This window comes from Nocardioides marmotae (genome assembly GCF_013177455.1).
GTDB classification, from domain to species: Bacteria; Actinomycetota; Actinomycetes; order Propionibacteriales; family Nocardioidaceae; genus Nocardioides; species Nocardioides marmotae.
The window spans coordinates 2,238,234-2,261,408 of record NZ_CP053660.1; the positions used below are offsets into that span (position 1 = coordinate 2,238,234).

The window sequence follows — 23,175 nt, forward strand, 5'->3', positions numbered from 1 at the left end:
ACCCGCACGAAGTGCCGACTCGACCCGCACGAAGTGCCGACTCGACCCGCACGAAGTGCCGACTCGACCCGCACGAAGTGCCGACTCGACCCGCACGAAGTGCCGACTCGACCCGCGCGAAGTGCCGACTCGGCCCGTCAGCCGCCGCGCCTGCGTCGGGCGGCTGCGGTCCCATGGAACTGCGCGGCGCTGCGCAGCACCAGCCGCTCGAAGCCCGCCGGGTCGGCGTCGTACCGCTCGAGCAGCGCGCGGGCCCCGGCGCTGAGCGCGTCGTCGGCGGCCGGGGCCGGGTCGGCCGCGAGCAGCGCGGTCTGCAGCGCGTTGCGGACCGCCTGCCGGCTGACCGCGATCCGCTGCTCCCCCGCGGCGACGACGGCGGTGTCGGCGTCGGCGGGGCGCACCACCAGCTCCCCGCGCCGCCCGTCGTAGGCGAGGCGGTCGCCGGTGGCGGTCCGCAGCCGGTCGTCGAGCTCGTCCACGCCTCACTCCCCGATCCGGCCTCGCGAGGGCGCGGTGGATCCACGCCGGATCACGACGGTACGCCGCCGGGGGCTCGTCCGACGTCGTTCGTGCTCACCCTTTCGGACCCCACCCACGCGGCCACTGCCGCACGATCCGCGCGGTCCGTGGCGCGAGCCGGACGGTCTGGCCCGCGACCCGGGTCGTCCGGGTCCGCCCGGTGGGGTTCACCACCACCGTGCCGCGGGTGTAGGCGCGTCGGTGGAGCCCGCCGGCGACCACGCGGTCCGGGCCGGCGGGGCGCCCGAGCGGCTGGTTCGCCGCGGGCTGGCGATGGCTGGCGGACGGCTCCTGGGGCACGTAGATCCCGGCGCCGGTCACGCCGTTCCAGGTCAGCAGCCAGGTCGCGCGGTGGTAGACCTGCGTGGCCCGATCCCTGCCCGAGCCGTAGGTCACCGCGAGCAGCGGCACGCGCCGGCGGGCACACCAGGCCGCCATGCGGACCTTCCAGCGCCAGTCGGCGGCGCCGAAGCGGGGCTCGCGGCCGAGCCCCCACTTCACGAAGTACTCGTTCTCCCAGCCCGACACGTGCCGCGTCCAGGCCCGGAGCGTGCTGCGCCAGGTGTCCCACTCCACCGTCACGTTCGGCACGGCGAGGTGGCCGGCGCGGCGCAGCCGCGGACCGACCCGCGCGAGGAAGGAGGAGGTCGCGCGATACATCGCGGCGTCGGTCGGGATCTGGACCGAGACCCGGCCCCCGATGGTCGGGTGGGACAGGCCGGTGAGGGTGTCGTCGAGCATCACTCCGTCCCAGGGGTGCCGCCGCAGCTCGGCCAGGACGTTCGCGGCCCAGGCGTCCTGGTAGCCGCGGTCCCCCACGTCGACGGGGAAGAGCCCCGGCCAGTCCGACCACTCCAACCGCCGGCCGCGCTCGTCGGTGAGCAGCCAACCGCCCCGGCGCGCCTCGGCGTACCCGAGGCCGGTGGCGAAGACTCCCGACTCGTGGGGGCGACGGACCACGGCGGAGACGTCCTTGTACATCAGCACCCGCAGCGCGGGGTTCGCCCGGTGCAGCGCCCGGAGCCGGGCGTGCTCCCACGCCTGGATCACGACGTAGTCCCCGCGCGCGATCGCCCGCGCCGGCGTGCGGTCGAGGTCCCCCCAGTCCAGCGCGATCGTCCCGGTGCCCGATGGGCGCGCCCCGGCCGAGGCCGGGGCGGACCGCCCCCGCTCCCCCGGCGCCGCCTGCTGCGCGTGCTGCGCCTGCGGCCCGGGCCCCGGCACACTGGCGAGGACCACCACCGCCGCGACCGCGACCGCCGCGACCAGGGCGACGACGGCGCCCAGCCGGGCGGTGCCGACCTCTGCTGCCATGGGCGCTCCCGGGACGAGTCCCGTCGAGCCTGCGCGTCCCCCGCGCCCCGGGGGCCGGCGGCGGCCGCACTTCGCCAACGTTGGGGACGCTCGGCGCCTGCCTAGACTCGGTCCGTGCCTGTCACCCGTGGCTTCTTCCGCAAGCGCGCCGACGGCCCCGCGGGGCGGCTGCCACCAGGCCAGTACGACACCGGCAGCGGCTGGCCGGTGCTCACCGCCGAGGCCACGCCCCGGATCGCGCGGTCTGACTGGTCGATCACCGTCGACGGGCTGGTCGAGGAGCCGACCACCTGGTCGTGGGACGAGGCGCACCGGCTCCCGTCGGCGACGTACTCCGGAGACATCCACTGCGTGACGACCTGGTCGAAGTTCGACATGGTCTTCGGAGGCATCAGCGTCGACGACCTGCTCGCCGCCGCGCGGCCGCGGCCCGAGGCGCGGTTCGTGCTGGCGCACTCGAGCACCGGCTACACCACGAACCTCCCGCTCGAGGACGTCACCGGCGGCAAGGCGTGGGTCGTGTGGGAGGCCGAGGGGCGTCCGCTGACCCCCGAGCACGGCGGCCCGGCTCGGCTGCTGGTCCCCCACCTCTACTTCTGGAAGTCCGCCAAGTGGGTCTCCCGGCTGGAGCTGCTCGACGAGGACCAGCAGGGGTTCTGGGAGCGCAACGGCTACCACGACCGCGGCGACCCGTGGCGCGAGCAGCGCTACCAGGGCGACGCGTGAGCGCGATCGACGACGTCGTCCCCCGCGCGACGGAGTGGACGACCGGCACGATCATCACCAAGGAGCAGCCGACGCCCGACCAGGTCCGGCTGCGGCTCCACGTCGAGGACCGGCAGCCCCACGACCCGGGCCAGCACTACGTCGTCCGGCTCCGCGCGCCCGACGACTACACCGCCCAGCGCTCCTACTCCGTCGCCTCCGACGGCGAGGACCCGCTGATCGAGCTGCTGGTCGAGCGACTCCCCGACGGGGAGGTCTCAGGCCACCTGGCCGACGTGGCCGAGGTCGGCGACGTGCTGGAGGTGCGCGGCCCGATCGGCCGCTGGTTCCGCTGGGACACCCGCACGCCCGCGGTGTGCCTGGTCGGCGGCACCGGCGTGGTCCCGGCCGTCGCGATGCTCCGCACGGCGCGCCGCCTGGGCCGCACCGACCTGCTCCGGGTGGCGGCGGTCGGGCGCGACCCCGAGCACCTGCCGTACGCCGCCGAGCTGGCGCGCGCCGGAGCGCTGGTCGCCTACACCCGTCACGACGGCGGCGACCGGACCCGCGGGGTGCCGACCGGGGCCGAGCTGCGGGCGCTGGCCGACGGCGCGCAGGTGGCGTTCGTCTGCGGGTCGCCGCGCTTCGTCGGGCTCGCCACTCCCCTGCTCATCGAGGCCGGCGTCGACCCCACGACCATCCGGGTCGAGCAGTTCGGGGCCAGCGGCTGAGCCGTCCCCGGAGGACGGGCCGGCACCGGCGGACCTCACCCGGCGGGGTGAGAGGTCGCGGGAATCGCGCGGAACGGGTGGGGGTCGGACTTCGTGCCGCTGCTTCACCTGTCTGCGCCATACCCACTCGGGTAACGGACCGGTGACCGACATCAGACGGAAGGTGGACACCGAACGTGAACCCCAAGGACGCCGCGAAGGCCGCGATCGACAAGCTCGAGGGGGCCGCTGACATCACGGTCCCCGGTGTGCCCGGCCCGGCGCCGGCCACCCTCGAGGAGCCGACCACCCCGAAGCCCCCGCTCCCCCCGAAGCCCGACCAGGGCGCCCCCGCCACCGGCACCGCGACCGGTGCGCCCACGGGCGCTCCGCCGACCGCGCGCGCCCAGCAGTCGGCGTACCTCACCAACGCCACCGGCACCCGCCTGCGCGACACCGACCACTCCCTCAAGGCCGGCAGCCGCGGGCCGACCCTCCTGCAGGACCACCACCTGCGCGAGAAGATCACCCACTTCGACCACGAGCGGATCCCCGAGCGGGTCGTCCACGCCCGCGGCGCCGGCGCCCACGGCGTCTTCGAGGGCTACGGCACCGCCACCTCGGTCTCGATGGCCGGGGTGTTCGCCAAGGGCAAGGAGACGCCGGTCTTCGTCCGGTTCTCCACCGTCCTGGGCTCGCGCGGCTCCGCCGACACCGTCCGCGACACCCGCGGGTTCGCGACGAAGTTCTACACCGACGAGGGCAACTGGGACCTGGTCGCGAACAACATCCCGGTGTTCTTCATCCAGGACGGCATCAAGTTCCCCGACGTCATCCACGCCGGCAAGCCGCACCCGGACCGCGAGATCCCGCAGGCCCAGAGCGCGCACGACACGTTCTGGGACTTCGTCTCGCTGCACACCGAGGCCCAGCACCACACGATGTGGAACATGTCCGACCGGGGCATCCCGCGCTCCTACCGGATGATGGAGGGCTTCGGCGTCCACACCTTCCGGTGCATGAACGCCGAGGGCGGGACCTCGCTGGTGAAGTTCCACTGGAAGCCGAAGCTCGGCGTGCACTCCCTGACCTGGGAGGAGGCGCAGATGATCGGCGGCATCGACCCCGACTTCCACCGGCGCGACCTGTACGACGCCATCGAGGCCGGCGCCTACCCCGAGTGGGAGCTGGGCGTCCAGGTCTTCCCCGACGAGCCCGACCAGATGTTCGCCGGGATCGACCTGCTCGACCCGACCAAGATCGTGCCGGAGGAGATCGCGCCGGTGCAGCCCATCGGCAAGCTGACCCTCAACGCCAACCCGACGAACTTCTTCGCCGAGGTCGAGCAGATCGCCTTCCACGTCGGCCACCTCGTGCCGGGAATCGACGTCACCGACGACCCGCTGCTGCAGACGCGGCTCTTCTCCTACGTCGACACGCAGCTCTCCCGGCTCGGCGGGCCGAACTACAACCAGATCCCGGTGAACCGGCCGCACGTGCCGACCAACGACATGTTCCGCGACGGGTTCCACCAGCACGCGGTGCACTCCGGCGTGGCGCCGTACAAGCCGAACTCGATGGACGGCGGCTGCCCCTTCGCCGCCGGCACTGACCTCTCCGAGGAGCAGACGCGCGCGTTCGTCGAGGCGGCGGTCACCGTCGCGGAGGCGACCAAGGTGCGGGAGAACCCGGCGTCGTACGACGACCACTACAGCCAGGTGCGCCAGTTCTGGCTGTCGATGACGCCGGTCGAGAAGGAGCACATCATCCGGGCCTACACCTTCGAGCTCGGCAAGTGCTACGAGCAGGCGGTCAAGGAGCGGCAGCTGCAGAGCCTGGCCAACATCGACCCGGTGCTGTGCCAGGAGGTGGCGACCGGTCTCGGCCTGCCCGCGCCGGAGCCGACGATCCCGCTGCAGGACCTCGAGCCCAGCCCGGCGCTGTCGCAGATCAAGGGCCCGTTCCCGCCCGACGGCCGGATGATCGGCATCGTCGTCGACCCCGACGGCGACCTCGGCGGCGTGGACGCGCTGCGCCGCAGCATCCACGAGGCCGGGATGGTGCCGCTGCTCTTCGGCCCGCACGGCGGGATGATCGACGGGATGCCGGTGCAACGGACCTTCGCGACCGGTCGCTCGGTGGAGGTCGACGTGCTGCTGCTCGCCGGCGCCCCGAAGCCCGCGCCCGACGCGCTCGCCGCCCGCGACGACAAGGCCGGCGCCCCGGGCTCGGCCGCGCTCGACCCGCGCGTCGCGCTGCTGGTCCAGGAGTGCTACCGCCACGCCAAGGTGATCGGTGCGTGGGGCGACGGCGTGAACGCGCTGGCCGGCGCCGGTGTCTCCATCGACGAGCCGGGCGTGATCACCGGCGACACCCCCGTCGAGGTCTTCGGGACCGTCTCGGAGGAGATGGGCTTCCACCGCGTCTGGGACCGGTTCCCCACGGCCGTCTGATCCCTTCCGGTCGGTCTGACCCGGACCACCGCCCCGGCGTCGTACCTCGGCGCCGGGGCGGTGGTGCGTCGGGGTGTCGGGCCGCCGGGCGCCTGTCGGGGTCCCCGGTTCACCGGTGACCCCTGCACTTACCGCGACAGATCTGCCCCGACATGTGCAGGACTCCCCTGAGATGTGGTGCATCTGGGCGGCGCGCCGGAAGGTTCATCGGCCGGCCGACGAAACTCCCGGTTGGACGCTGAAGTTCCATCGGCCCACCGGCAGGTTTATCGGCCGGCCGATGAACCTTGCGCCCCGCCGAGCCGCCGAGCCGCCGCGCACCGCGGGCGAGCGCCGACCGGGCGGGGAGTCGCCCACGTCACACGCGCCGCGGTTGGTTGCCTGAGGCAATCATCTCTACGGTGTGACCCTCATGCCGATCGACAAGGACTCACCTGTGCCGAGCCCCACCGCACCCGCGGCCCCACGGACGCCGAACCCGCGTCTCGCGATCGCCGTCCTGTGCATCGGCGGCCTCACCGCCGCGCTGACCCAGACGCTGGTCATCCCGATCCAGAGCGACCTGCCGCGCCTGCTCGACACCTCGGCCGCGAACGCCGCCTGGGTGGTCACCGTGACCCTGCTGGCCGGCGCGGTGTCGATGCCGCTCGCCGGTCGCCTGGCCGACCTCTTCGGCAAGAAGCGGGTGATGGTGGCGACCTCGGCGATCCTGCTCGTCGGCTCCGCGCTCGTGGCGATGTCGTCGACGCTGGTGCCGGTCCTCGCGGGCCGGGCGCTCCAGGGCCTGGCGATGGGCTTCATCCCGGTCGGCATCTCGATGATTCGCCAGATCGTGCCGCCGCACCTGGCCGGCGGCGCCGTCGCCGCGATGAGCGCGACCCTCGGCGTCGGAGGCGCGATCGGCCTGCCGCTCTCGGCGTGGATCGTCGAGGTCGGCGACTGGCACGCGCTGTTCTGGGTCTCGACCGGCCTCGCCGCGGGCGTGATGGTGCTGACCGCCGTCGCGATCCCCCACGTCCACGACGGCGGCAAGGGCCACTTCGACCTCGTCGGCGCGCTCGGCCTCGCGGTCGGCCTGGTCTCCCTGCTCGTCGGGGTCTCCAAGGCCACCACCTGGGGCTGGGCCGACGCCCGGACCCTCGGCGCGATCGCCGCCGGCGTCCTCGTGCTGCTCGTCTGGGGCGCCTTCGAGCTGCGCCAGGCCGAGCCGCTGGTCGACCTGCGCGCCACCGCCAAGCTGCCGGTGCTGATGACCAACCTCGCCGCCGTCGCGGTCGGCTTCGGGATGATGGCGCAGGCCATCGTCGTGCCCCAGCTGCTCCAGCTCCCCGAGGCCACCGGCTACGGGCTGGGCCAGTCGATCCTCGCCGCCGGCCTCTGGATGGCCCCCGGCGGCCTGGTGATGATGCTCTTCGCGCCGGTCTCCGGGCGGCTCATCTCCACCATCGGCGCCCGCGTCACCCTGATGATCGGCGCCGCGGTGCTCGGGGGCGGCTACCTGGTGGCGTACGTCCTGATGGACGCCCCCTGGCAGCTGCTGCTCGTCTCCTGCATCCTCTCCGCCGGCGTCGGCATCGGGTACGCCGCGATGCCGACGCTCATCCTCGACGCGGTCCCGCCGCGCGAGGCCGGCGCCGCGGTCGGCCTGAACGCGCTGATGCGCTCGGTCGGCACCACCGTCTCCGCGGCCGTCATGGGCACCCTGCTGACCAGCAACACCATGCCGGCCGGCAACGGCTTCGAGATCCCGACCGAGGGCGCCTTCCAGCTCTGCTTCCTCGTCGGCGCGATCGCTGCGTTCGCCGGCGTCGCGATCGCCGCTCTCATCCCCAAGCGCAAGGCCGTCGACGCCACCCCTGGCTCCGAGCCCGTCGGCGCCGGCCTCACCGCCGGCTGACCCACGCACCCCGCCGGTCGAGCCCGAGGTGGCTCACCCAGCGGGGGCGGTGGCGGGGCCGGCGACAGGGCAGTCCCCGCCGCAGTCGTCGGTGAGCTCGCGGATGCGGGCGGCGACGAGGTCGACGGCGTCGACGTAGCTGTCGGCGTCGACCTGACGGAGGTCGCCGCCCGCCAGGCCCCGGTCGGCGACGAGCCGGACGACGTAGGGCCCGACCGCGGCGTACGCCTTGACCACCCGCGTGCTGGAGACCTCCTTGGTGTCGAGGATGTAGAGCCAGTCGGCGTCGCTGGCCCGGGGGGTCGCCATCCGGAAGGCGACCAGGTCCTGCAGGCCGTACTTCTTCTCGTACTCCTCGTTGTAGAAGTTGTCGACCGCCCACTCGCCGATCAGCTTCTGGGTCCTCCTCGCATCAGCGGCGTAGCGCACCTCCACCTCGACGCTGCGGGTCTTGATGTTCGTGGGCCCGCCCTCCGCCTCACGCTCGCAGGACGCGCCCGGGCTGCGGTAGAACGGCGCGTCGCCGCCCTGCCGGGCCCGGCGGCGTACGTCGCGCTCGGTCGAGTACGACCGCACCTCCACCGTCGGCTCCCACTGCACGAGCGTGGTGACGACCTCGTCGTCGGCCAGGGCGCAGGGCTCGAGGTAGGGCGTGCCCTCGAACGTCTCCTCGTTGGCCAGCTGCACGGGCAGCGGGGTCTGGTCGGTGACGTCGGCGGTGCGCGCCACCTGGGTCAGGGCCTTCATGCGGGGCGCCTGGAACCGGTACTCCTGCGGGCTCAGCGGCTCGTCGCGGAACACGTCGACCGGTCGGCTCCACGACAGGGTGATCAGCGCGTTGTCCCGCCACGTCACCCAGTGCTGGCGGCCCGGGACGTGGAGCAGGTGCTTCGCGCCGGCGACGGGCTCGCCGCCTGTGTCGGCCTCGAGCTCCTTCTGCAGGTCCTTGACCCACTCGAGCCACGCGGGGAAGTCCAGCCCGGCCAGCTCCCGGCTCTCCGCCCCGGTGCCGAGGTAGGCGATCGCCGCCCACTGGGCCTTGGCCCGCTCCTCGGACTCGTAGTGGTCGACCCGCACCCGCAGCGAGTGGCCGTCGCCCCAGCTGTAGCTGCAGGAGGCCTCGACGCTGTCGTTCACGGAGGCCTGCTCCCAGGCCGCGCCGGTGACCGAGGCGGTCGGGTAGTGCTGCTCGACGACTCCCTGCTTCGGCATGGGCCCGAACTGCTGCTCCACGGCGTCGAGGTCGACCAGGCGGCAGGGCTGGATGAGCGGCTGGTCACCCAGCAGGACCGGCTCGGCCGCGGCGACCTCCTCGGCCTCCGTCCCCTCCCCCGACGCCCCGCCGGACGCCGACGGAGACGCCGACGGAGACGCCGACGTCCCGCCGGTCTCGGGGTCGTCCGACCCGTCGCCGCCGGAGCAGGCGGACAGCGTGGCGAGCGCCAGGACAGCGGCGAGGAGCCCGGCTGGTGCGCGGCGGAGGGAGCGGCGGAGGGGGCGGCGGAGGAAGCGGTCGGCCATGTGGGGGTGCTTCCCGGCGGCGTCCGGAGACAAACGCGGGGGCCGACGTGTGCGTGCGCGAGGTGGGTACAGGTCGCGCATGACCGAGCCGAACGCGAACGAGAAGAACGAAGCCGTCCAGATCATCGTCGACCGGGTCTCCTCCTGGCAGGACGGCGCCACCGAGGGCACCGTCGCCGAGGAGCTGCGCAAGGGCGCCGACGAGGTCGGCATCAGCCTGTCCGCCGACGAGATCGCCAAGCTCGCCGACGCCATCGAGTCCCGGCACGGCGCGGTGGACGCCGCGAGCGTCCTGTCGTGACCGGCGGCCCGGCCGGCGGCCCGGACGAGCGCCACACCCGGCCCGAGGGCGTCACCGACGCCACCGTCGAGGCGCTGGGCAAGCTGTCGGAGGCCCTCGAGGCGGTCGAGGCCGCCCGGGGCTTCCTCTACAACTTCCACCGGATGAGCGGCACCGCCGACCTCACCGCCGGTGACGCGGTGGAGCTGCTGGAGAAGGCCGGGCACACCGAGCTCGCCGAGAAGGTCCGCACCGAGATCGTCGGGCGCAACGTCATCGAGGGTCGCTGGACCTTCCAGATCGTCGAGGCCTACGACGACACCTACTACTCGGCGTTCAAGGACGTCGAGCGGGAGGCCCGCGAGACGCTCGTCGGCGGCCGCCGCCACCTCTACGAGGCGGAGATGAAGGAGGAGCGCCGCACCCACGGCGCGACCCACCACGAGGCCACCCCGGCCGAGACCCCTCCCGACAAATGACCGGCGCCGTACCGCGGGAGCGCCGCCTGCTCGACGGCTCCACCCTCCCCGCCATCGGCTTCGGCACCTACCCGCTCAAGGGCGAGGAGTGCGTGACCGCGGTGCGGTCGGCGATCGAGGCCGGTTACCGGCTGATCGACACCGCGGTGAACTACGGCAACGAGCGCGAGGTCGGCGAGGCGATCCGCCGCTCCGGCGTGCCGCGCGAGGAGCTGGTGGTGACCACCAAGCTGCCCGGCCGGGCCCATGCGTACGACGACGCGGTCGCCAGCGTGCGCGGCTCGCTGGAAGCCCTCGGGCTGGACCGGATCGACCTGCACCTCATCCACTGGCCCAACCCCCGCGTCGGGAGGTACGTCGAGGCCTACCGCGCGCTGGTCGACCTGCGCGCCGAGGGGCTCGTCGGCTCCGTCGGGGTCTCGAACTTCACCGAGGAGCACCTCTCCCGGGTGGTCGAGGCGACCGGCGTGGTGCCGGTGGTCAACCAGGTCGAGCTGCACCCGTGGTTCCCCCAGGTCGAGCTGCGCGCCGTCCACGACCGCCTCGGCGTCGTGACCGAGGCGTGGAGCCCGCTGGGCAAGCGGCGGGCGCCGTTCGGCGAGGCGCCGGTCGTGGCCGCCGCCGAGCGGCACGGCGTGACGCCGGGCCAGGTGGTGCTGCGCTGGCAGCTCCAGCTCGGCAACGTCCCGATCCCGAAGTCGGCCACGCCCGAGCGCCAGCGGCAGAACCTCGACGTCTTCGGGTTCGAGCTGTCCGAGGAGGAGGTCGCGGCGATCACCGGGCTCTCCCGGCCCGACGGGCGGCTCTTCGACGGCGACCCGGAGACCCACGAGGAGATGTGACATGCCGGCGGTGACCCCCTTCCTGTGCGTCGACCTCGACCGGCTGCGGCGCAACGTGCGGGTGGCCGCCGAGTTCGCCGCGGCCCGCCAGGTCGCGCTGCGCCCACACGTCAAGACCCACAAGAGCCCCGAGATCGCCCGGCTCCAGCTCGCCCACGGCGCGAGCGGCGTCACCGTCGCGACCATCGGGGAGGCCGAGCTGTTCGCCCGGCACGGCTGCGAGGACGTCTTCATCGCCTCCCCGCTCTGGCTCGATGAGCGCGCGGCTGCGCGGGTCCGCGAGCTCGCCGAGAAGGCGACGGTGGCCTTCGCCGTCGACTCCGCCGCGGGTGCCGCCAACGCCGGGCGCCTGCTCGGCCGGACCCCCGTCGAGGTGCTGGTCGAGGTCGACAGCGGCCAGCACCGCACCGGCGTGCGGCCCGAGGAGGCCAGCGAGGTCGCCACCACCGCGGTCCGCGCGGGGCTCGAGGTGCGCGGGGTGTTCACCTTCCCCGGCCACTCCTACGCCCCCGGTGCGGTGGAGCAGGCGGCCCGCGACGAGGCCGCCGCGCTGGCCGCGGCACGCGCCTCGCTGGAGGCCGCCGGCGTCGAGGTGCGCGTGGTCAGCGGCGGGTCGACCCCGACGTTCCAGCACACCGACACCTCGGTGGTCACCGAGCTGCGCCCGGGCGTCTACGTCTTCAACGACGCCCAGCAGTGGGAGCTCGGCACGGTCCCCCCGGACCGGGTCGCCCTGTGCTGCCGGACCACCGTGGTCAGCCACAGCGGCGGTCGCGCCGTGCTGGACGCCGGGAGCAAGCTGCTCGGCGCCGACCGGGCTCCCTGGGCCACCGGGCACGGCCGGCTGCCGGCGTACCCCGACGCCCGCGTCGTCCTGGTCGCGGAGAACCGTGCCGTCGTCGACCTGGGCGGTGCCCCGCTCCCCCGCCTCGGCTCGCAGGTCGACGTCGTGCCGAACCACGTGTGCACCTCCGTCAACCTCGTCGACGACCTGTGGGTCGAGGAGGCCGGCGGGCTGCGGCCGTGGCCGGTGGCCGCCCGCGGCCTCAACTGCTGAGGTGGTGGCGCCTACCATCGAGCCCATGCTCAAGCGCCCGCTCGCCGCCCTGGCCACCCTGGCCGCCGTCTCCCTCCTCGCCTCGTGCGGCGACGACGAGAGCTCGCCCGACGCGGGCGACAGCCCCGCCGCGTCCGCCTCGTCGGGCTCGGAGAAGGCGACGCCGTCGGCGGAGGGGGCGAGCGGCCCGACCTGCGTCTACCCCCAGGACGGCCAGCCCGCTGCCAAGGACGTCGAGCTGCCGCCCAACCCGGCGGCTGTCAAGGGCACCATCGAGGGCAGCATGGCCACCACCATCGGCGACATCGGCATCTCGCTGGACGCCAAGGCCTCGCCGTGCACCGTCAACAGCTTCGTCTCCCTCGCCGAGCAGGGCTACTTCGACGACACCACCTGCCACCGGCTGACCACCGCCGACACCGGCATCGAGGTGCTCCAGTGCGGCGACCCGACCGGCACCGGCACGGGCGGACCCGGCTACACCATCGAGGACGAGGTCACCCCGGACACGACGTACCCCGCCGGCACCCTGGCGATGGCCAAGACGCCGGCGCCCGACTCGGGCGGCTCGCAGTTCTTCATCGTGTACGGCGACACGCCGCTCCCGCCGGAGTACACCGTCTTCGGCAGCATCGACGAGGCCGGCCTGAAGGCCGTGCAGGAGGCCGCCGCCGAGGGCACCACCGACGGCGGACCCGACGGCCAGCCGAAGGTCGCCGTCGACATCGAGTCGGTCACGATCGACGACTGACCCAGGGCGCTGCCCGCCCGGACGTACGCCGGCGGCGCCGCGCGGCCAGCTCGAGGACGATCGTGCCGGCCACGGCGATCACGAGCAGCCCGCCGAGCCAGAGCGCCGTCCGGGCCGGGCCGCCCCCGGGCCAGGTCCGGTCGAGCACGGCGCCGGTGAGCCCCGGGCCCAGGCCGCCCAGCGACACCGCCCAGAACACCGGGTGGACGACCAGCCACGGCTCCCGGGCGCCCGCGGTCCGGCGGCGAGTCGCGCCCCACAGCAGACCGGTCCCGCAGGCCGCGACGGCGACCACCGCGACCGACCAGAGGGCCCAGGCGCCCGCGGTGCGGTCCGGCAGGTCGCCGAACATCGCGTCGACGACCACCGGCCAGGCGCAGGCGGCCGCGACGAGCGGGAAGAACCACGCCCACCACCGCACCGGCTGCTCCGGCCCCGGGCCCCGGCGCGCGGTCACAGCGGGAACCGCACGCCGGTGAGCTGCTCGGAGCACTCCCAGAGCCGGCGGGCCAGCTCGGGGTCCAGGGCCGCGGGCGCACGCCGCGCGGTGGTCGGCCAGCCCTGCATCTCGCCGGGTCCGTGCGGCCCGACGTAGGTGTTGCCCGGCACGTCCATCGTGGCGGCGTACAGCGTGGGCAGCGCGCCCTGCCAGGGCGCCATGCCGGCGAGCCGGTGGCCCCAGGAGCCCACCCAGGCGAAGACGGCGTTGCCGGAGCTCGCGGTGATCGCGGTGGCCGTCGAGCCGGGGTGTGCGCCGGTGGCCCGGAGGGTGGAGCCGGCGGCGGTGAGCCGCCGCTGGAGCTCGGCGAGGAAGAGCAGGTTCGCCAGCTTCGAGGCGGCGTACGCCGCGTAGGGGCGGTAAGCGCGCCGCTCCCAGCCGAGGTCGTCGAGGTCGAGCTCGCCGTGCAGGTGGGCGCGGGAGCCGGTGACGACGACCCGGTCGGTGAGCCGCGGGAGCAGCAGGTTGGTCAGCGCGAAGTGGCCGAGGTGGTTGGTCGCCAGCGTCGTCTCGAACCCGTCGGCGGTGCGGCTGAACGGCACGCCCAGGACCCCGGCGTTGTTGACCAGCACATCGACCCGGTCCAGGCCGTCGGCGAAGGCACGCACCGAGGTCAGGTCGGCGACGTCGAGCACGCGCACCTCGACACGGCCGGGCAGGTCGGCGGCGACCCGCTCCCCCTTGGCCCGGTCGCGGACGGCGAGCACGACCTCGGCGCCGGCGCCGGCGAGCGCGCGGGAGGCCTCCAGCCCGATGCCGCTGCTGGCGCCGGTGACCACGAACCGGCGGCCGTGCTGGGGCGGGACGTCGCGCCACCGGGGCACGGAGGACCGGCGGAGGACGGGCAGCTTCGGCACGGGCGGCAGCCTGCCACGACACGCCGGCCTGCGCCTCGACTTGTGCCACCGCGGCGTCTCGGGAACGGTGGGTCGGGACCTGCACACGATCTGGAGGAGGCGAGCCGATGCTCACCCTCACCGAGAACGCCAGCACCATCGTGAAGGACATCTCCACCCAGCCCGGGCTGCCGGACACGGCCGGCCTGCGCATCACCTCCGAGAGCGCGAGCGAGCCGACCTTCGCGGTCGCGCCCGCCGAGGCGGCCGAGCCCGGGGACCAGGTGGTCCAGCAGTCGGGGGCCACGATCTACCTCGACGAGGCCGCGGCGCTGATGCTCGACGACAAGGTCCTCGACGCCGCCGTCGACCCCAGCGGGAAGGTGGAGTTCGCGCTCGGCATCCAGCCCTGAGCGCCTCCGGCTCCACTCGAAGGGCCCCGACCGCCACGCGGTCGGGGCCCTTCGGCGTCCCGGGCGCCCAGCCGGTTGGCAGGATCGGCCCATGCCCACGACGACCCGAGAGATCCACCTCGCCTCCCGACCCACCGGCTGGCCGGTGCCCGAGAACTTCCGCACCGTGACCACCGAGCTCCCCGACCCCGGCCCGGGCGAGGTGCTCGTCCGCAACACCGTCCTCTCGGTCGACCCCTACATGCGCGGCCGGATGAACGGCACGAAGTCCTACGTCCCGCCCTTCGCGCTCGACGCCCCGCTCGAGGGCGGAGCGGTCGGCGAGGTGGTCGCCTCCGGCGACGAGCGCCTCTCCCCCGGCGACACCGTGCTCCACCAGGCCGGCTGGCGCGAGCACGCCCTGCTCCCGGCCGGCCAGGTCCGCAAGGTCGACGTCTCCCGGGCGCCGGCCAGCGCCTACCTCGGCGTGCTCGGCATGCCCGGCCTGACGGCGTACGTCGGGCTCACCCGCATCGCGCCGGTCCAGGAGGGCGACACGGTCTTCGTCTCCGGCGCCGCCGGCGCGGTCGGCTCGATCGCCGGCCAGGTGGCGCGCGAGCTCGGCGCCGCGAAGGTGATCGGCTCGGCGGGCTCGCCGGAGAAGGTGCGCTGGCTGACCGAGGAGCTCGGCTTCGACGCGGCGTTCAACTACCGCGAGGGCCCGGTCGCGGCGCAGCTGAAGGAGCACGGCCCGGTCGACGTCTACTTCGACAACGTGGGCGGCGAGCACCTCGAGGCCGCCATCCAACGGATGGCCGACTTCGGGCGGATCGCCGCGTGCGGTGCGATCGCCTCCTACAACGACACCGAGCCGACGCCCGGGCCGCGCAACATGTTCATGGTCGTGCAGAAGCGGATCACCCTGCGCGGCTTCATCGTCACCGACCACGGCGACGCCGCCAAGGAGTTCTACAGCCGCGCCGGCGCCTGGCTCGCCGAGGGCCGGCTGAAGCACCGCGAGACCTTCACCGAGGGCCTCGACAGCACCGTCGAGGCGTTCCTCGGCCTCCACCAGGGCGCGAACACCGGCAAGATGCTCGTCCGCCTCTGACGTCGGGCGATGAGAACGGGCGGCCGATGAGAACGGGCGGGCCGGCGGGTCCACCCGGGCGAGGCCGTACCCGCCCATCGGAGGAGCCGCCATGTCACGCGCCCGGGTCCACAACTTCTCGATCTCCCTCGACGGGTTCGGCACCGGCGACGGGCTGAGCCTGGAGGCGCCGTTCGGGCACGCCGCCCACCGGTTGCACACCTGGATGACCGCCACCCGGTTCTGGGCGGACATGACCGGTGGGGACGGCGGGACGACCGGGGTGGACGGCTCGTTCGCCGAGCAGCACGGGCCGGGCATCGGCGCGGAGGTGATGGGCGCGGGCAAGTTCGGCCCGCCCGGCTGGCAGGACGACCCGGAGTGGCGCGGCTGGTGGGGCGACGACCCGCCGTTCCACACGCCGACGTACGTCCTGACCCACCGGCCACGCCCGTCGCTGGAGATGGCCGGCGGCACGACGTTCCACTTCCTCGACGCCCCGCCCGCCGAGGCGCTGGCGGTCGCGCAGGAGGCGGCCGGCGGGCAGGACGTCCGCATCGGCGGCGGGCCGACGATGGTGCGGGACTTCCTGGCCGCGGGACTGGTCGACCACCTGCACCTGGTCCAGGTGCCGATCCTGCTGGGGCGCGGCGTACGGCTGTGGGACGGTCTGGAGGGTCTCGAGGCGCAGTACGACGTCGAGGTCGTCGCCTCCCCCAGCGGCGTCACCCACCTGACGTTCACCCGCTGAGACGTCGCCGGCGGGGTGGGTCGTTCCGGGGACGCGGGCGGGCCCGGACGGGACAATGCGCGGGCCCCCTGACCAGGAGAAACCATTGCGCAAGCGCCCCACGACCGGCCTCCTCGCCGCCGGTCTCGCCCTGACCGTCACCGCCTCCCTCGGCGCCGCCCTCGCCTCGCCCGCGACCGCCGGCCCCGGGCCCGCGTCCCAGACGTCTGCCGCCGCAAAGGCCGGGACGGCCGCGAAGGCCGCCCTCGCCGAGGCCGAGGCTGCCGTGACCGGCACCGCCGGCGCGAGCGCCACCGAGGGGCGCAACCTGACCCTGGTCCTGCGCGACCTGCTCCTCGCCAAGGACACCCTGCGCGGCCAGGACCGCGCCGATGCCGAGAGCCTGCTGCTGCGGCCGACGACGCCGCCGGACGACCCGAGCGACCCGCGCGACATCTACTACGGCGCGGACGCCGACCTCCGGACGCAGTGCACGGCCACCTTCTGCCTGCACTGGGTCGAGGAGGGCGAGCACGCCACCACGCCGGCGTTCGCCGCGACCGCCTTCGAGACGATCCGCCACGTCGCCGGGGTCTACGCCGCGGCCGGCTTCCGCGCCCCGCTGCCCGACGCGGGCCAGGAGGGCGACACCCGCACCGACTTCTACCTCGGCGACATCGACGCCTACGGCGCGCTCGGCTTCTGCCGCTCCGACGCCGACGGACCCGTCGTCGGCTCCGCCTGGTACGCCTACTGCGGCTTCGACAACGACTACGCGAGCTCGCCGTGGCTCGACCCGACCTCGCTGCTGCGGATCACGGTCGCCCACGAGTACTTCCACGCCGTCCAGTTCGCGTACGACGCCGAGGACGACGGCTGGCTGATGGAGTCGACCGCGACCGCGATGGAGGACGAGCTCTACGACGCGGTCAACGACAACGCGAGCTTCCTCGGCTACGGCCAGCTGGGCGACCCCGCGGCGTCGGGCTACCCGCTCGCCGGCCCGGCGACGCCGCTGGACACCTTCGACTTCACCGCCTACGGCAACTGGATCTTCTGGCGCTACCTCACCGAGCAGCACCCCGACGAGACCGCCGGCGTGCCGAACCTCGTCCGCGAGGTCTGGGAGGCGCTCGACACCACCCGCCGCCCGAACCCGACCTCCTCGCTCCAGGCGCTGGAGAAGGTGCTGCGGGCGCGCGGCACCTCCACGCCGCAGGAGTACGTCGCCTTCGCCGACGCCAACCAGCACCCCTGGGACGTCTACGAGGAGGCCGTCGAGCAGCGCTACCCGACCGCGCCCGACACGCTCGCCGCGGCCACCCTCGCCCGGAACGCCCCGCACGCGACTCGCACCGCCGTGCTGGACCACCTCACCAGCGCGACCGGCTCGGTCGTGCCGTTCGCCGGCAGCCGCAACCTCAAGGTCCGGGTCGACCTCGGTGACGCCACGGCCGGCCGCGCCGCGGTCACGGTGCACCGCGCCGGCGGCGCCACCACGACGACGTACGTCGCCACCAACAAGCAGGGCAAGGGCGACGTCACCGTGCCGTTCGCCGCCGGCACGGTCTCCCGCGTCGAGGTCACCCTCGCCAACGGCGGCGTCGCCGACGCCATGACCGCGGAGGTCCGCTACCAGGCCGTCGGCTGAGCCGTACGCCGCGCGGCTGGTGGGCCCGGCGCTCCATGTAACGCACTGTTCGCCGCTCTTGATGCACGTTGCAGCGTGCAGGAAGAGCGGCGAACGGTCCGTTACAAGCCAGCTCGGCCCCGCCCGGCGGACGCCGGGACCGACCACCCCGAGACACACCGACGGGCCGGGAGCTGGTGCTCCCGGCCCGTCGGTGCCGTGCCGCTGCGCGTGGGTGACGCGCGTCGGTCAGGTCGTCACTTCACGACGACCCGGACCCGCTTGGAGCCGAAGACCACGCGGTCGGCGGGGCCGACGACCTTGGTCCGCTCGACGTTCTTGCGCTTCTTCGAGAGCGACAGGCTGAGCTCGACCTCGTCGTTGCGGATCATCGCGTCGACGACCTTCTTCGCCTTGGTGACGGAGTTGATGTTGCCGCCGCTGTACATCCAGCCGCCGCCGGTGAGCGAGAGCCGGCCCTTCATGCCCTTGGCCGAGGCCGGGACCTTCATCGACGCCGGGACGTAGCTCAGGCCCTCGGGCCCGGCGAGGACGGCACGCAGGACGAGCGTCTTGCCGGCCTTGGCACGGGCGACCTCGCCCTTGCCGAGGGGGACCCACCTCGAGCCGCGCTTCTGCTGGACGCCGCGGACCCGGTAGCTGGTGCTGTCGTCGCTGATGACCGACTCGCTGGTGACGCTGTCGAGGGTCACGCCGGTGATCCGGGTCAGCGCGTAGACCAGGTCGGACAGCTCGTAGCCGACCTCGTAGGTGAGGTCGTAGTCCGAGGCGTAGCGGTCCTCGAAGCGCAGCTCGAAGGGCGAGCCGTCGGTGTCGGTGCCCGTGATCGACCAGGCCATCGTCTCCGAGCCGGGCATCATCGCGTCGAGGACGCGGTCGTGGTTGGCGACGATCTGGTAGAAGGTCGTGCTCGCCGCGGCGGTGTCGACGGTGTTCTTGGTCGTGCCGGTGCGGGTGCGGCCGTCGTACGTCGCGGTGTTGCTGATCGTGGTCGCGCGCGGCACGGCGCCGAGGAAGCCGGTGATCCCGGTGAGGTGGTCCTCGGAGATCGTGCCGGTCGGGGCGCCGAGGTTGGAGACCTTGAAGGCCGGGGAGACCGGGTCCTCCTGGATGTAGAGCACCGAGGCCGGGTGCAGGCTCAGCGTCGTCTCGCCCTCGAAGGACATCGGGTGGCCGAAGCCCACGATGCGGCCGTTGCAGACCGAGGTGACGGTGCCGACGCCGGCCTGGGTCACGTCGCCGTAGGACAGCGAGGCGGCCATGTTGCCGCCGGCCACGAGCGTCTCGGGCCCGGCAGCGGCGGCGGAGGTGCCGCCGGCGCTCGCCGTGGCGCCGCGGCGCAGGTAGGGCCGCTTCTCGGCGCCGTCGATGCGCTGCTGGCTGATCCCGGAGACGCCCACCGGCATCGGCAGCTGGCGCAGGCCCTGGGAGGCCTGGGCACGGGTGACGTCGGTGGCGGCGGCGATCCGGGCAGCGAGACCCTTGCCGACCTTGACCCGGGCCGGCGGCTCGAACGGCTCGTCGAGGTAGTCGTCCATGTCCTCGAACGGCGTGATGCCGGCGACCGGCGAGGGGCCGTAGGAGAGGCCGTAGGCGATCGCGCCGATGAGGCGGCCGTCGGCGGCGTACACCGGCGAGCCCGACATGCCCTGCCAGATCCCGGCCTTCGCGACGGCGGGCATGTCGACCTCGACCATGATCATGTCGAGGTCCGGGCCGATGCCGTCCTCGTAGACCCCGATGACCTCGCCGGCGAACGACTCGGGCGTGGTGCCCTTCGTGACCGTCAGCCCGGTGACCGCGTCACCCTCGGCGAGCTCGGAGACCGGGAACGGAGTGGCGCAGTCGCCTGCCGGCTCGGCCGAGGTGGCCGGACCGGCGCCGAGGGATGCTGTCCCGAGGAGCAGTCCCGTCGTGGCGGTGAGGGTGACCAGGGCCGTGCCCCGGCGTCGAGTGGTGGTCATGAGGGTCTTCTTTCGTCCCGGACGTCGGAGCGTGATCACGCTCGCTGCAACTTACGACGCGGCGCCGACACGTTTGGTTGCCTCGGCCGGGACACGCGGTGACTTTTCCGGTCACGACGGCCCGCCGCCGAACATGCCCGGCGAGCCCCGACGACTCCGCGGCCCTCCGTAGGGTGGCGGCGTGAGCACCCCCTTCCGCAGCCTGCAGCGCACCGAGGCCGAGGCCCGCGCGGCCCTCCTCACCGTCGAGTCGTACGACGTCAGCCTGGACCTGGCCGCGGACGAGGCGACCTTCGGCTCGACCACGACGATCCACTTCGACTCCCTCGGCGGGCCGACGTTCGTCGACCTCAAGCCCGTGGACGTGCACCGCCTGGTGCTCAACGGCCGCACGCTCGACCCCGACACCCTCGACCGCGGCCGGCTCCCCCTGGAGACCGCGTCGGGTCCCAACGAGCTGGTCGTCGAGGCCACGATGCGCTTCCGCAACGACGGCGAGGGGCTGCACCGCAGCGTCGACCCCGCGGACGGCCGGCACTACGTCTACGGCATGTCGTTCATGGACGCCGCGCCCAGCGTCTACGCCTGCTTCGACCAGCCCGACCTCAAGGCGCCGTACACCTTCACCGTCCGCGCGCCGGAGGACTGGACGGTCGTCGGGAACGCGCCGGCGACCAACCCCGAGCCGGGGTTGTGGCGGCTCGGCCCGACGCAGCCGCTGTCGACGTACTTCGTCACCGTCGTCGCCGGGCCCTACCACCTCGTGCGCGACGAGCACGACGGCATCCCGCTGGGCCTGAGCGCCCGGCAGAGCCTCGCGGGCGCGCTGGAGGCGGACGCCGAGGAGCTGCTGACGATGACGCGGCAGTGCTTCGACGAGTTCCACCGGCTCTTCGGGATCCGCTACCCGTTCGGCGACTACCACCAGGCCTTCGTGCCGGAGTTCAACGCCGGTGCGATGGAGAACCCCGGCTGCGTCACCTTCCGCGACCAGCTCATCTTCGACACCCGCGTCACCCGCGGGCTGAAGATGTCGCGCGCCACCACGGTCGCCCACGAGATGGCCCACCAGTGGTTCGGCAACATCGTCACCCCGCGCTGGTGGGACGACCTGTGGCTCAACGAGTCGTTCGCGGAGTACATGGGCGTCCGCGTCACCGCCGACGTCACCGAGTACGCCGACGCCTGGGTCGACAACTCCTACCTGCGCCGCCAGTGGGGCCTGACAGCGGACCTCGGCCCCTCGACCCACCCGGTCGCCGGCAACGGCGCGGCCGACGCGGTCTCTGCGCTCCAGGACTTCGACGGCATCTCCTACGCCAAGGGCTCCACCGTGCTGCGCCAGCTCGCAGGCCGGCTCGGCGACGAGACGTTCTTCGCCGGCGTGATCGACCACCTGGAGTCCCACCGGTTCGGCAACGCGACCATGCACGACCTGTTCGCCAGCTGGGAGAAGGCCGGCGCCGGCGACCTGGCCGGGTTCACCGACCAGTGGCTGCGCACCGCCGGGCCGGACACGATCACCCTCGACCGCGCGGCCGGGACGCTGCTGCGCACGCCCCCGGCCGACCACCCGGCCGACCGGGCGCACTCCTTCCGCGTCGCGGTCGCCCGTGAGGGTCGCTGGGAGGTCGAGCGGGTCGCCGTCGACGGCCCGGAGACGACGTACGACGCCGGCGACGCGCCGGTGCTCATCGACCCGTTCAACGACACCTGGGCCGCGGCCGTGCCCGACGCCGCGACCGTCGCCGCGCTGCCCGCGCTGCTGCCCGACGTCGAGGACCCGGCGCTGGTCGCCGGCGCCTGGAACAACGTCCGCACCGCGCTCCACCTCGCGCAGGTCGACCCCGCGGCGCTGGTCGACCTCGCGGTGGCGCGCTTCCCGGTCGAGGACACCGGCGACTTCCCGCACGTGGCGGTCCCCCGCCGGACGATCCCGTGGCTCTTCCAGACCCTGCTGCCGCTCGCCCCGACCGGCTCGCTGGAGCGGCTGCACGAGGCGGTCGTCGGCCGGCTGGCCACGCTCGAGGCGGGCTCGGAGGAGCAGCTCGCGGCGTTCCGCGCGGCGATCCGCTCCGCCTCCGACCCCGACCTGCTCCGGCGCTGGACGACCGAGACGCCCGAGGGCATCGACGCCGACCTGGACCTGCGCTGGCGGGTGCTGGTCCGGCTCGCCGTCCTCGGTGCGACCGACGCCGCCGAGCTCGACGCCGAGCTGGCCGCCGCCCCCACCGCGGCCGCGACCGTCGAGCACACCCGGGCCCGGGCGTCGCTCCCCGACGCGGAGGCCAAGGCGTGGGCCTGGTCGCGGTTCACCGGCGACGTCGACGTGCCCAACTACGAGCTCGAGGCCGCGGGCCTGGGCCTGTGGCAGCCCACCCAGCCCGAGCTGACCGCGCCGTACGTCGACCGCTACTTCGTCGAGCTCCCCGCCACCGCCGCGGTGCGCAGCGGCTGGGTGCTGGCCCAGGCCGCCGAGGCGTTCTTCCCCTTCGCCTCCCTCGAGCGGTCCACGCTCGACCGGGCCCGCGCGCTGCTCGACGACCCCGCCCTCGAGGCGTCGGTGCGCCGCCGGTTGGCCGACTGCACCGACCGGCTGGCGCGGATGCTCGCGGTCGCCGAGGCCCACCCGCGATGAAGGACCGCCGCCCCGGCCCCACCGTCCGCACCCGCGTGCACGAGCTGCGCGCCGACGGCGAGCGGCGCCACGAGGACCGGCTGGCCACCGAGGAGCCGCTGGAGATCCGGCTGGCCTGGCCCGGGACTGCCGCGCGGCGGGTCTGGGTCACCATGCGCACGCCGGGCCACGACTTCGAGCTGGCCGCCGGCTGGCTGGTCCACGAGGGCATCACCCGCGGCGTCCACGGCGTCGCCTACTGCACCGACACCGACCTGAGCCCCGAGCAGGAGTTCAACGTCGTCACCGTCACCCTCGACGGGCCGCCGCTGGCCGACCCCGGCCACCGGCACGACACGTTCTCCTCCGGCTCCTCCGCGTGCGGGGTCTGCGGCAAGGACTCGGTCGCCTCGGCGCTGACCGTGAGCGCCGCCGCGCGCTGGCCCGGGGACCTCCCCGAGCCCGACGTCGTACGTCGCCTGCCGGACGCGCTGCGCGAGCACCAGCGCGTCTTCGAGCGCACCGGCGGGGTGCACGCGGCCGGGCTGTTCACCGCCGCCGGCGAGGCGCTGGTGGTGCGCGAGGACGTCGGACGGCACAACGCCGTCGACAAGGTGACCGGCGCGCGCGTGCTCGCCGGGGCCTCGCCGGCCGAGGCGGCGCTCGTGGTCAGCGGGCGGGCCGGCTTCGAGCTGGTGCAGAAGGCGCTGGCCGCCGGCGTCGGGGCGCTCGTCGCGGTCGGCGCACCCACCAGCCTCTCCGCGCGGCTGGCGAAGGAGGCCGGGCTCGTGCTCTACGGGTTCACCTCCGCGCGGCGTTGCGTGCGCTACACCTGAGCCCTCCCCCGGCGTGGGTCCGAGGGACTGTC

21 protein-coding genes are annotated in these 23,175 nt (G+C 74.0%); 15 read left to right on the plus strand and 6 right to left on the minus strand.

Features of this window, described 5'->3' with window-relative positions; translation table 11 throughout:
• Positions 1–137: 137 nt before the first annotated feature.
• A complete protein-coding gene (locus HPC71_RS10855; RefSeq protein ID WP_154614278.1) occupies positions 138–479 on the minus strand; it encodes a hypothetical protein in 342 nt (113 codons plus the stop codon).
• A 94-nt stretch (positions 480–573) separates the two neighbouring features.
• Complete coding sequence (locus tag HPC71_RS10860) at positions 574–1,833, minus strand: putative glycoside hydrolase (RefSeq protein WP_154614277.1); 1,260 nt, start codon at positions 1,831–1,833, stop codon at positions 574–576.
• Between the two features lie 114 nt (positions 1,834–1,947).
• Between HPC71_RS10860 and HPC71_RS10865 the strand changes: the two genes are divergently transcribed.
• The 4 genes from HPC71_RS10865 to HPC71_RS10880 all read left to right on the plus strand — a co-directional run bounded on the left by HPC71_RS10865 (position 1,948) and on the right by HPC71_RS10880 (position 7,598).
• On the plus strand, positions 1,948–2,559 hold the full coding sequence (locus HPC71_RS10865; protein ID WP_171896686.1) for a sulfite oxidase-like oxidoreductase: 612 nt from the start codon (positions 1,948–1,950) through the stop codon (positions 2,557–2,559).
• Complete coding sequence (locus HPC71_RS10870; RefSeq protein WP_253943690.1) at positions 2,556–3,269, plus strand: FAD-binding oxidoreductase; 714 nt, start codon at positions 2,556–2,558, stop codon at positions 3,267–3,269. Before HPC71_RS10865 ends, HPC71_RS10870 begins: the two co-directional genes overlap by 4 nt.
• A 176-nt stretch (positions 3,270–3,445) precedes the next feature.
• Positions 3,446–5,701: a catalase gene (locus HPC71_RS10875; RefSeq protein WP_171896687.1), complete on the plus strand. Its 2,256-nt coding sequence runs from the start codon at positions 3,446–3,448 to the stop codon at positions 5,699–5,701.
• Between the two features lie 412 nt (positions 5,702–6,113).
• The gene (locus tag HPC71_RS10880) at positions 6,114–7,598 is read left to right on the plus strand and encodes an MFS transporter (RefSeq protein ID WP_154614276.1); all 1,485 of its coding nucleotides are present in this window, start codon (positions 6,114–6,116) and stop codon (positions 7,596–7,598) included.
• A 33-nt stretch (positions 7,599–7,631) separates the two neighbouring features.
• On the opposite strand, the gene HPC71_RS10885 is transcribed toward HPC71_RS10880, so the two are convergent.
• A complete protein-coding gene (locus tag HPC71_RS10885; protein WP_154614275.1) occupies positions 7,632–9,119 on the minus strand; it encodes a hypothetical protein in 1,488 nt (495 codons plus the stop codon).
• A gap of 79 nt (positions 9,120–9,198) precedes the next feature.
• On the opposite strand from HPC71_RS10885, the gene HPC71_RS10890 reads away from it, so the two are divergent.
• Genes HPC71_RS10890 through HPC71_RS10910 form a run of 5 tightly spaced genes read left to right on the plus strand, consistent with a single transcriptional unit; the run spans position 9,199 to position 12,528 of the window.
• On the plus strand, positions 9,199–9,420 hold the full coding sequence (locus tag HPC71_RS10890) for a hypothetical protein (RefSeq protein ID WP_154614274.1): 222 nt from the start codon (positions 9,199–9,201) through the stop codon (positions 9,418–9,420).
• Positions 9,417–9,878, plus strand: a complete 462-nt coding sequence (locus HPC71_RS10895) for a hypothetical protein (RefSeq protein WP_171896688.1) — start codon at positions 9,417–9,419, stop codon at positions 9,876–9,878. Before HPC71_RS10890 ends, HPC71_RS10895 begins: the two co-directional genes overlap by 4 nt.
• Positions 9,875–10,720: an aldo/keto reductase gene (locus tag HPC71_RS10900; protein ID WP_154614273.1), complete on the plus strand. Its 846-nt coding sequence runs from the start codon at positions 9,875–9,877 to the stop codon at positions 10,718–10,720. The genes HPC71_RS10895 and HPC71_RS10900 overlap by 4 nt, the downstream gene beginning before the upstream one ends.
• 1 nt (position 10,721) lies before the next feature.
• Positions 10,722–11,777: an alanine racemase gene (locus tag HPC71_RS10905; protein WP_154614272.1), complete on the plus strand. Its 1,056-nt coding sequence runs from the start codon at positions 10,722–10,724 to the stop codon at positions 11,775–11,777.
• A gap of 25 nt (positions 11,778–11,802) precedes the next feature.
• Positions 11,803–12,528 carry a peptidylprolyl isomerase gene (locus tag HPC71_RS10910; protein ID WP_154614271.1) on the plus strand — a complete coding sequence of 242 codons (726 nt, stop codon included), beginning with the start codon at positions 11,803–11,805 and terminating at the stop codon, positions 12,526–12,528.
• Here HPC71_RS10910 and HPC71_RS10915 read toward each other — a convergent pair.
• Both HPC71_RS10915 and HPC71_RS10920 read right to left on the minus strand, forming a co-directional pair.
• Positions 12,512–12,985: a hypothetical protein gene (locus tag HPC71_RS10915; RefSeq protein WP_154614270.1), complete on the minus strand. Its 474-nt coding sequence runs from the start codon at positions 12,983–12,985 to the stop codon at positions 12,512–12,514. The genes HPC71_RS10910 and HPC71_RS10915 overlap by 17 nt on opposite strands.
• Entirely contained in the window at positions 12,982–13,884 is a 903-nt protein-coding gene (locus HPC71_RS10920; protein WP_253943691.1) for an oxidoreductase, read from the minus strand. The genes HPC71_RS10915 and HPC71_RS10920 overlap by 4 nt, the downstream gene beginning before the upstream one ends.
• A gap of 107 nt (positions 13,885–13,991) precedes the next feature.
• On the opposite strand from HPC71_RS10920, the gene HPC71_RS10925 reads away from it, so the two are divergent.
• The 4 genes from HPC71_RS10925 to HPC71_RS10940 all read left to right on the plus strand — a co-directional run bounded on the left by HPC71_RS10925 (position 13,992) and on the right by HPC71_RS10940 (position 17,726).
• Entirely contained in the window at positions 13,992–14,276 is a 285-nt protein-coding gene (locus HPC71_RS10925) for a Fe-S cluster assembly protein HesB (RefSeq protein WP_154614269.1), read from the plus strand.
• 91 nt (positions 14,277–14,367) lie between these two features.
• Positions 14,368–15,366, plus strand: coding sequence for an NADP-dependent oxidoreductase (locus HPC71_RS10930; protein WP_154614268.1), 999 nt, complete (start codon positions 14,368–14,370; stop codon positions 15,364–15,366).
• A 91-nt stretch (positions 15,367–15,457) separates the two neighbouring features.
• Positions 15,458–16,096 carry a dihydrofolate reductase family protein gene (locus tag HPC71_RS10935; protein WP_154614267.1) on the plus strand — a complete coding sequence of 213 codons (639 nt, stop codon included), beginning with the start codon at positions 15,458–15,460 and terminating at the stop codon, positions 16,094–16,096.
• Between the two features lie 85 nt (positions 16,097–16,181).
• On the plus strand, positions 16,182–17,726 hold the full coding sequence (locus tag HPC71_RS10940; protein ID WP_154614266.1) for an MXAN_6640 family putative metalloprotease: 1,545 nt from the start codon (positions 16,182–16,184) through the stop codon (positions 17,724–17,726).
• Positions 17,727–17,962: 236 nt separating this feature from the next.
• On the opposite strand, the gene HPC71_RS10945 is transcribed toward HPC71_RS10940, so the two are convergent.
• The gene (locus HPC71_RS10945; protein ID WP_154614265.1) at positions 17,963–19,690 is read right to left on the minus strand and encodes a SpoIVB peptidase S55 domain-containing protein; all 1,728 of its coding nucleotides are present in this window, start codon (positions 19,688–19,690) and stop codon (positions 17,963–17,965) included.
• Positions 19,691–19,871: 181 nt separating this feature from the next.
• Here HPC71_RS10945 and pepN point away from each other — a divergent pair, with 181 nt between their 5' ends.
• Both pepN and HPC71_RS10955 read left to right on the plus strand, forming a co-directional pair.
• Positions 19,872–22,328, plus strand: coding sequence for an aminopeptidase N (gene pepN / locus HPC71_RS10950; protein WP_171896689.1), 2,457 nt, complete (start codon positions 19,872–19,874; stop codon positions 22,326–22,328).
• Positions 22,325–23,143 carry a formate dehydrogenase accessory sulfurtransferase FdhD gene (locus tag HPC71_RS10955; protein ID WP_154614264.1) on the plus strand — a complete coding sequence of 273 codons (819 nt, stop codon included), beginning with the start codon at positions 22,325–22,327 and terminating at the stop codon, positions 23,141–23,143. The genes pepN and HPC71_RS10955 overlap by 4 nt, the downstream gene beginning before the upstream one ends.
• Positions 23,144–23,175: the final 32 nt, after the last annotated feature.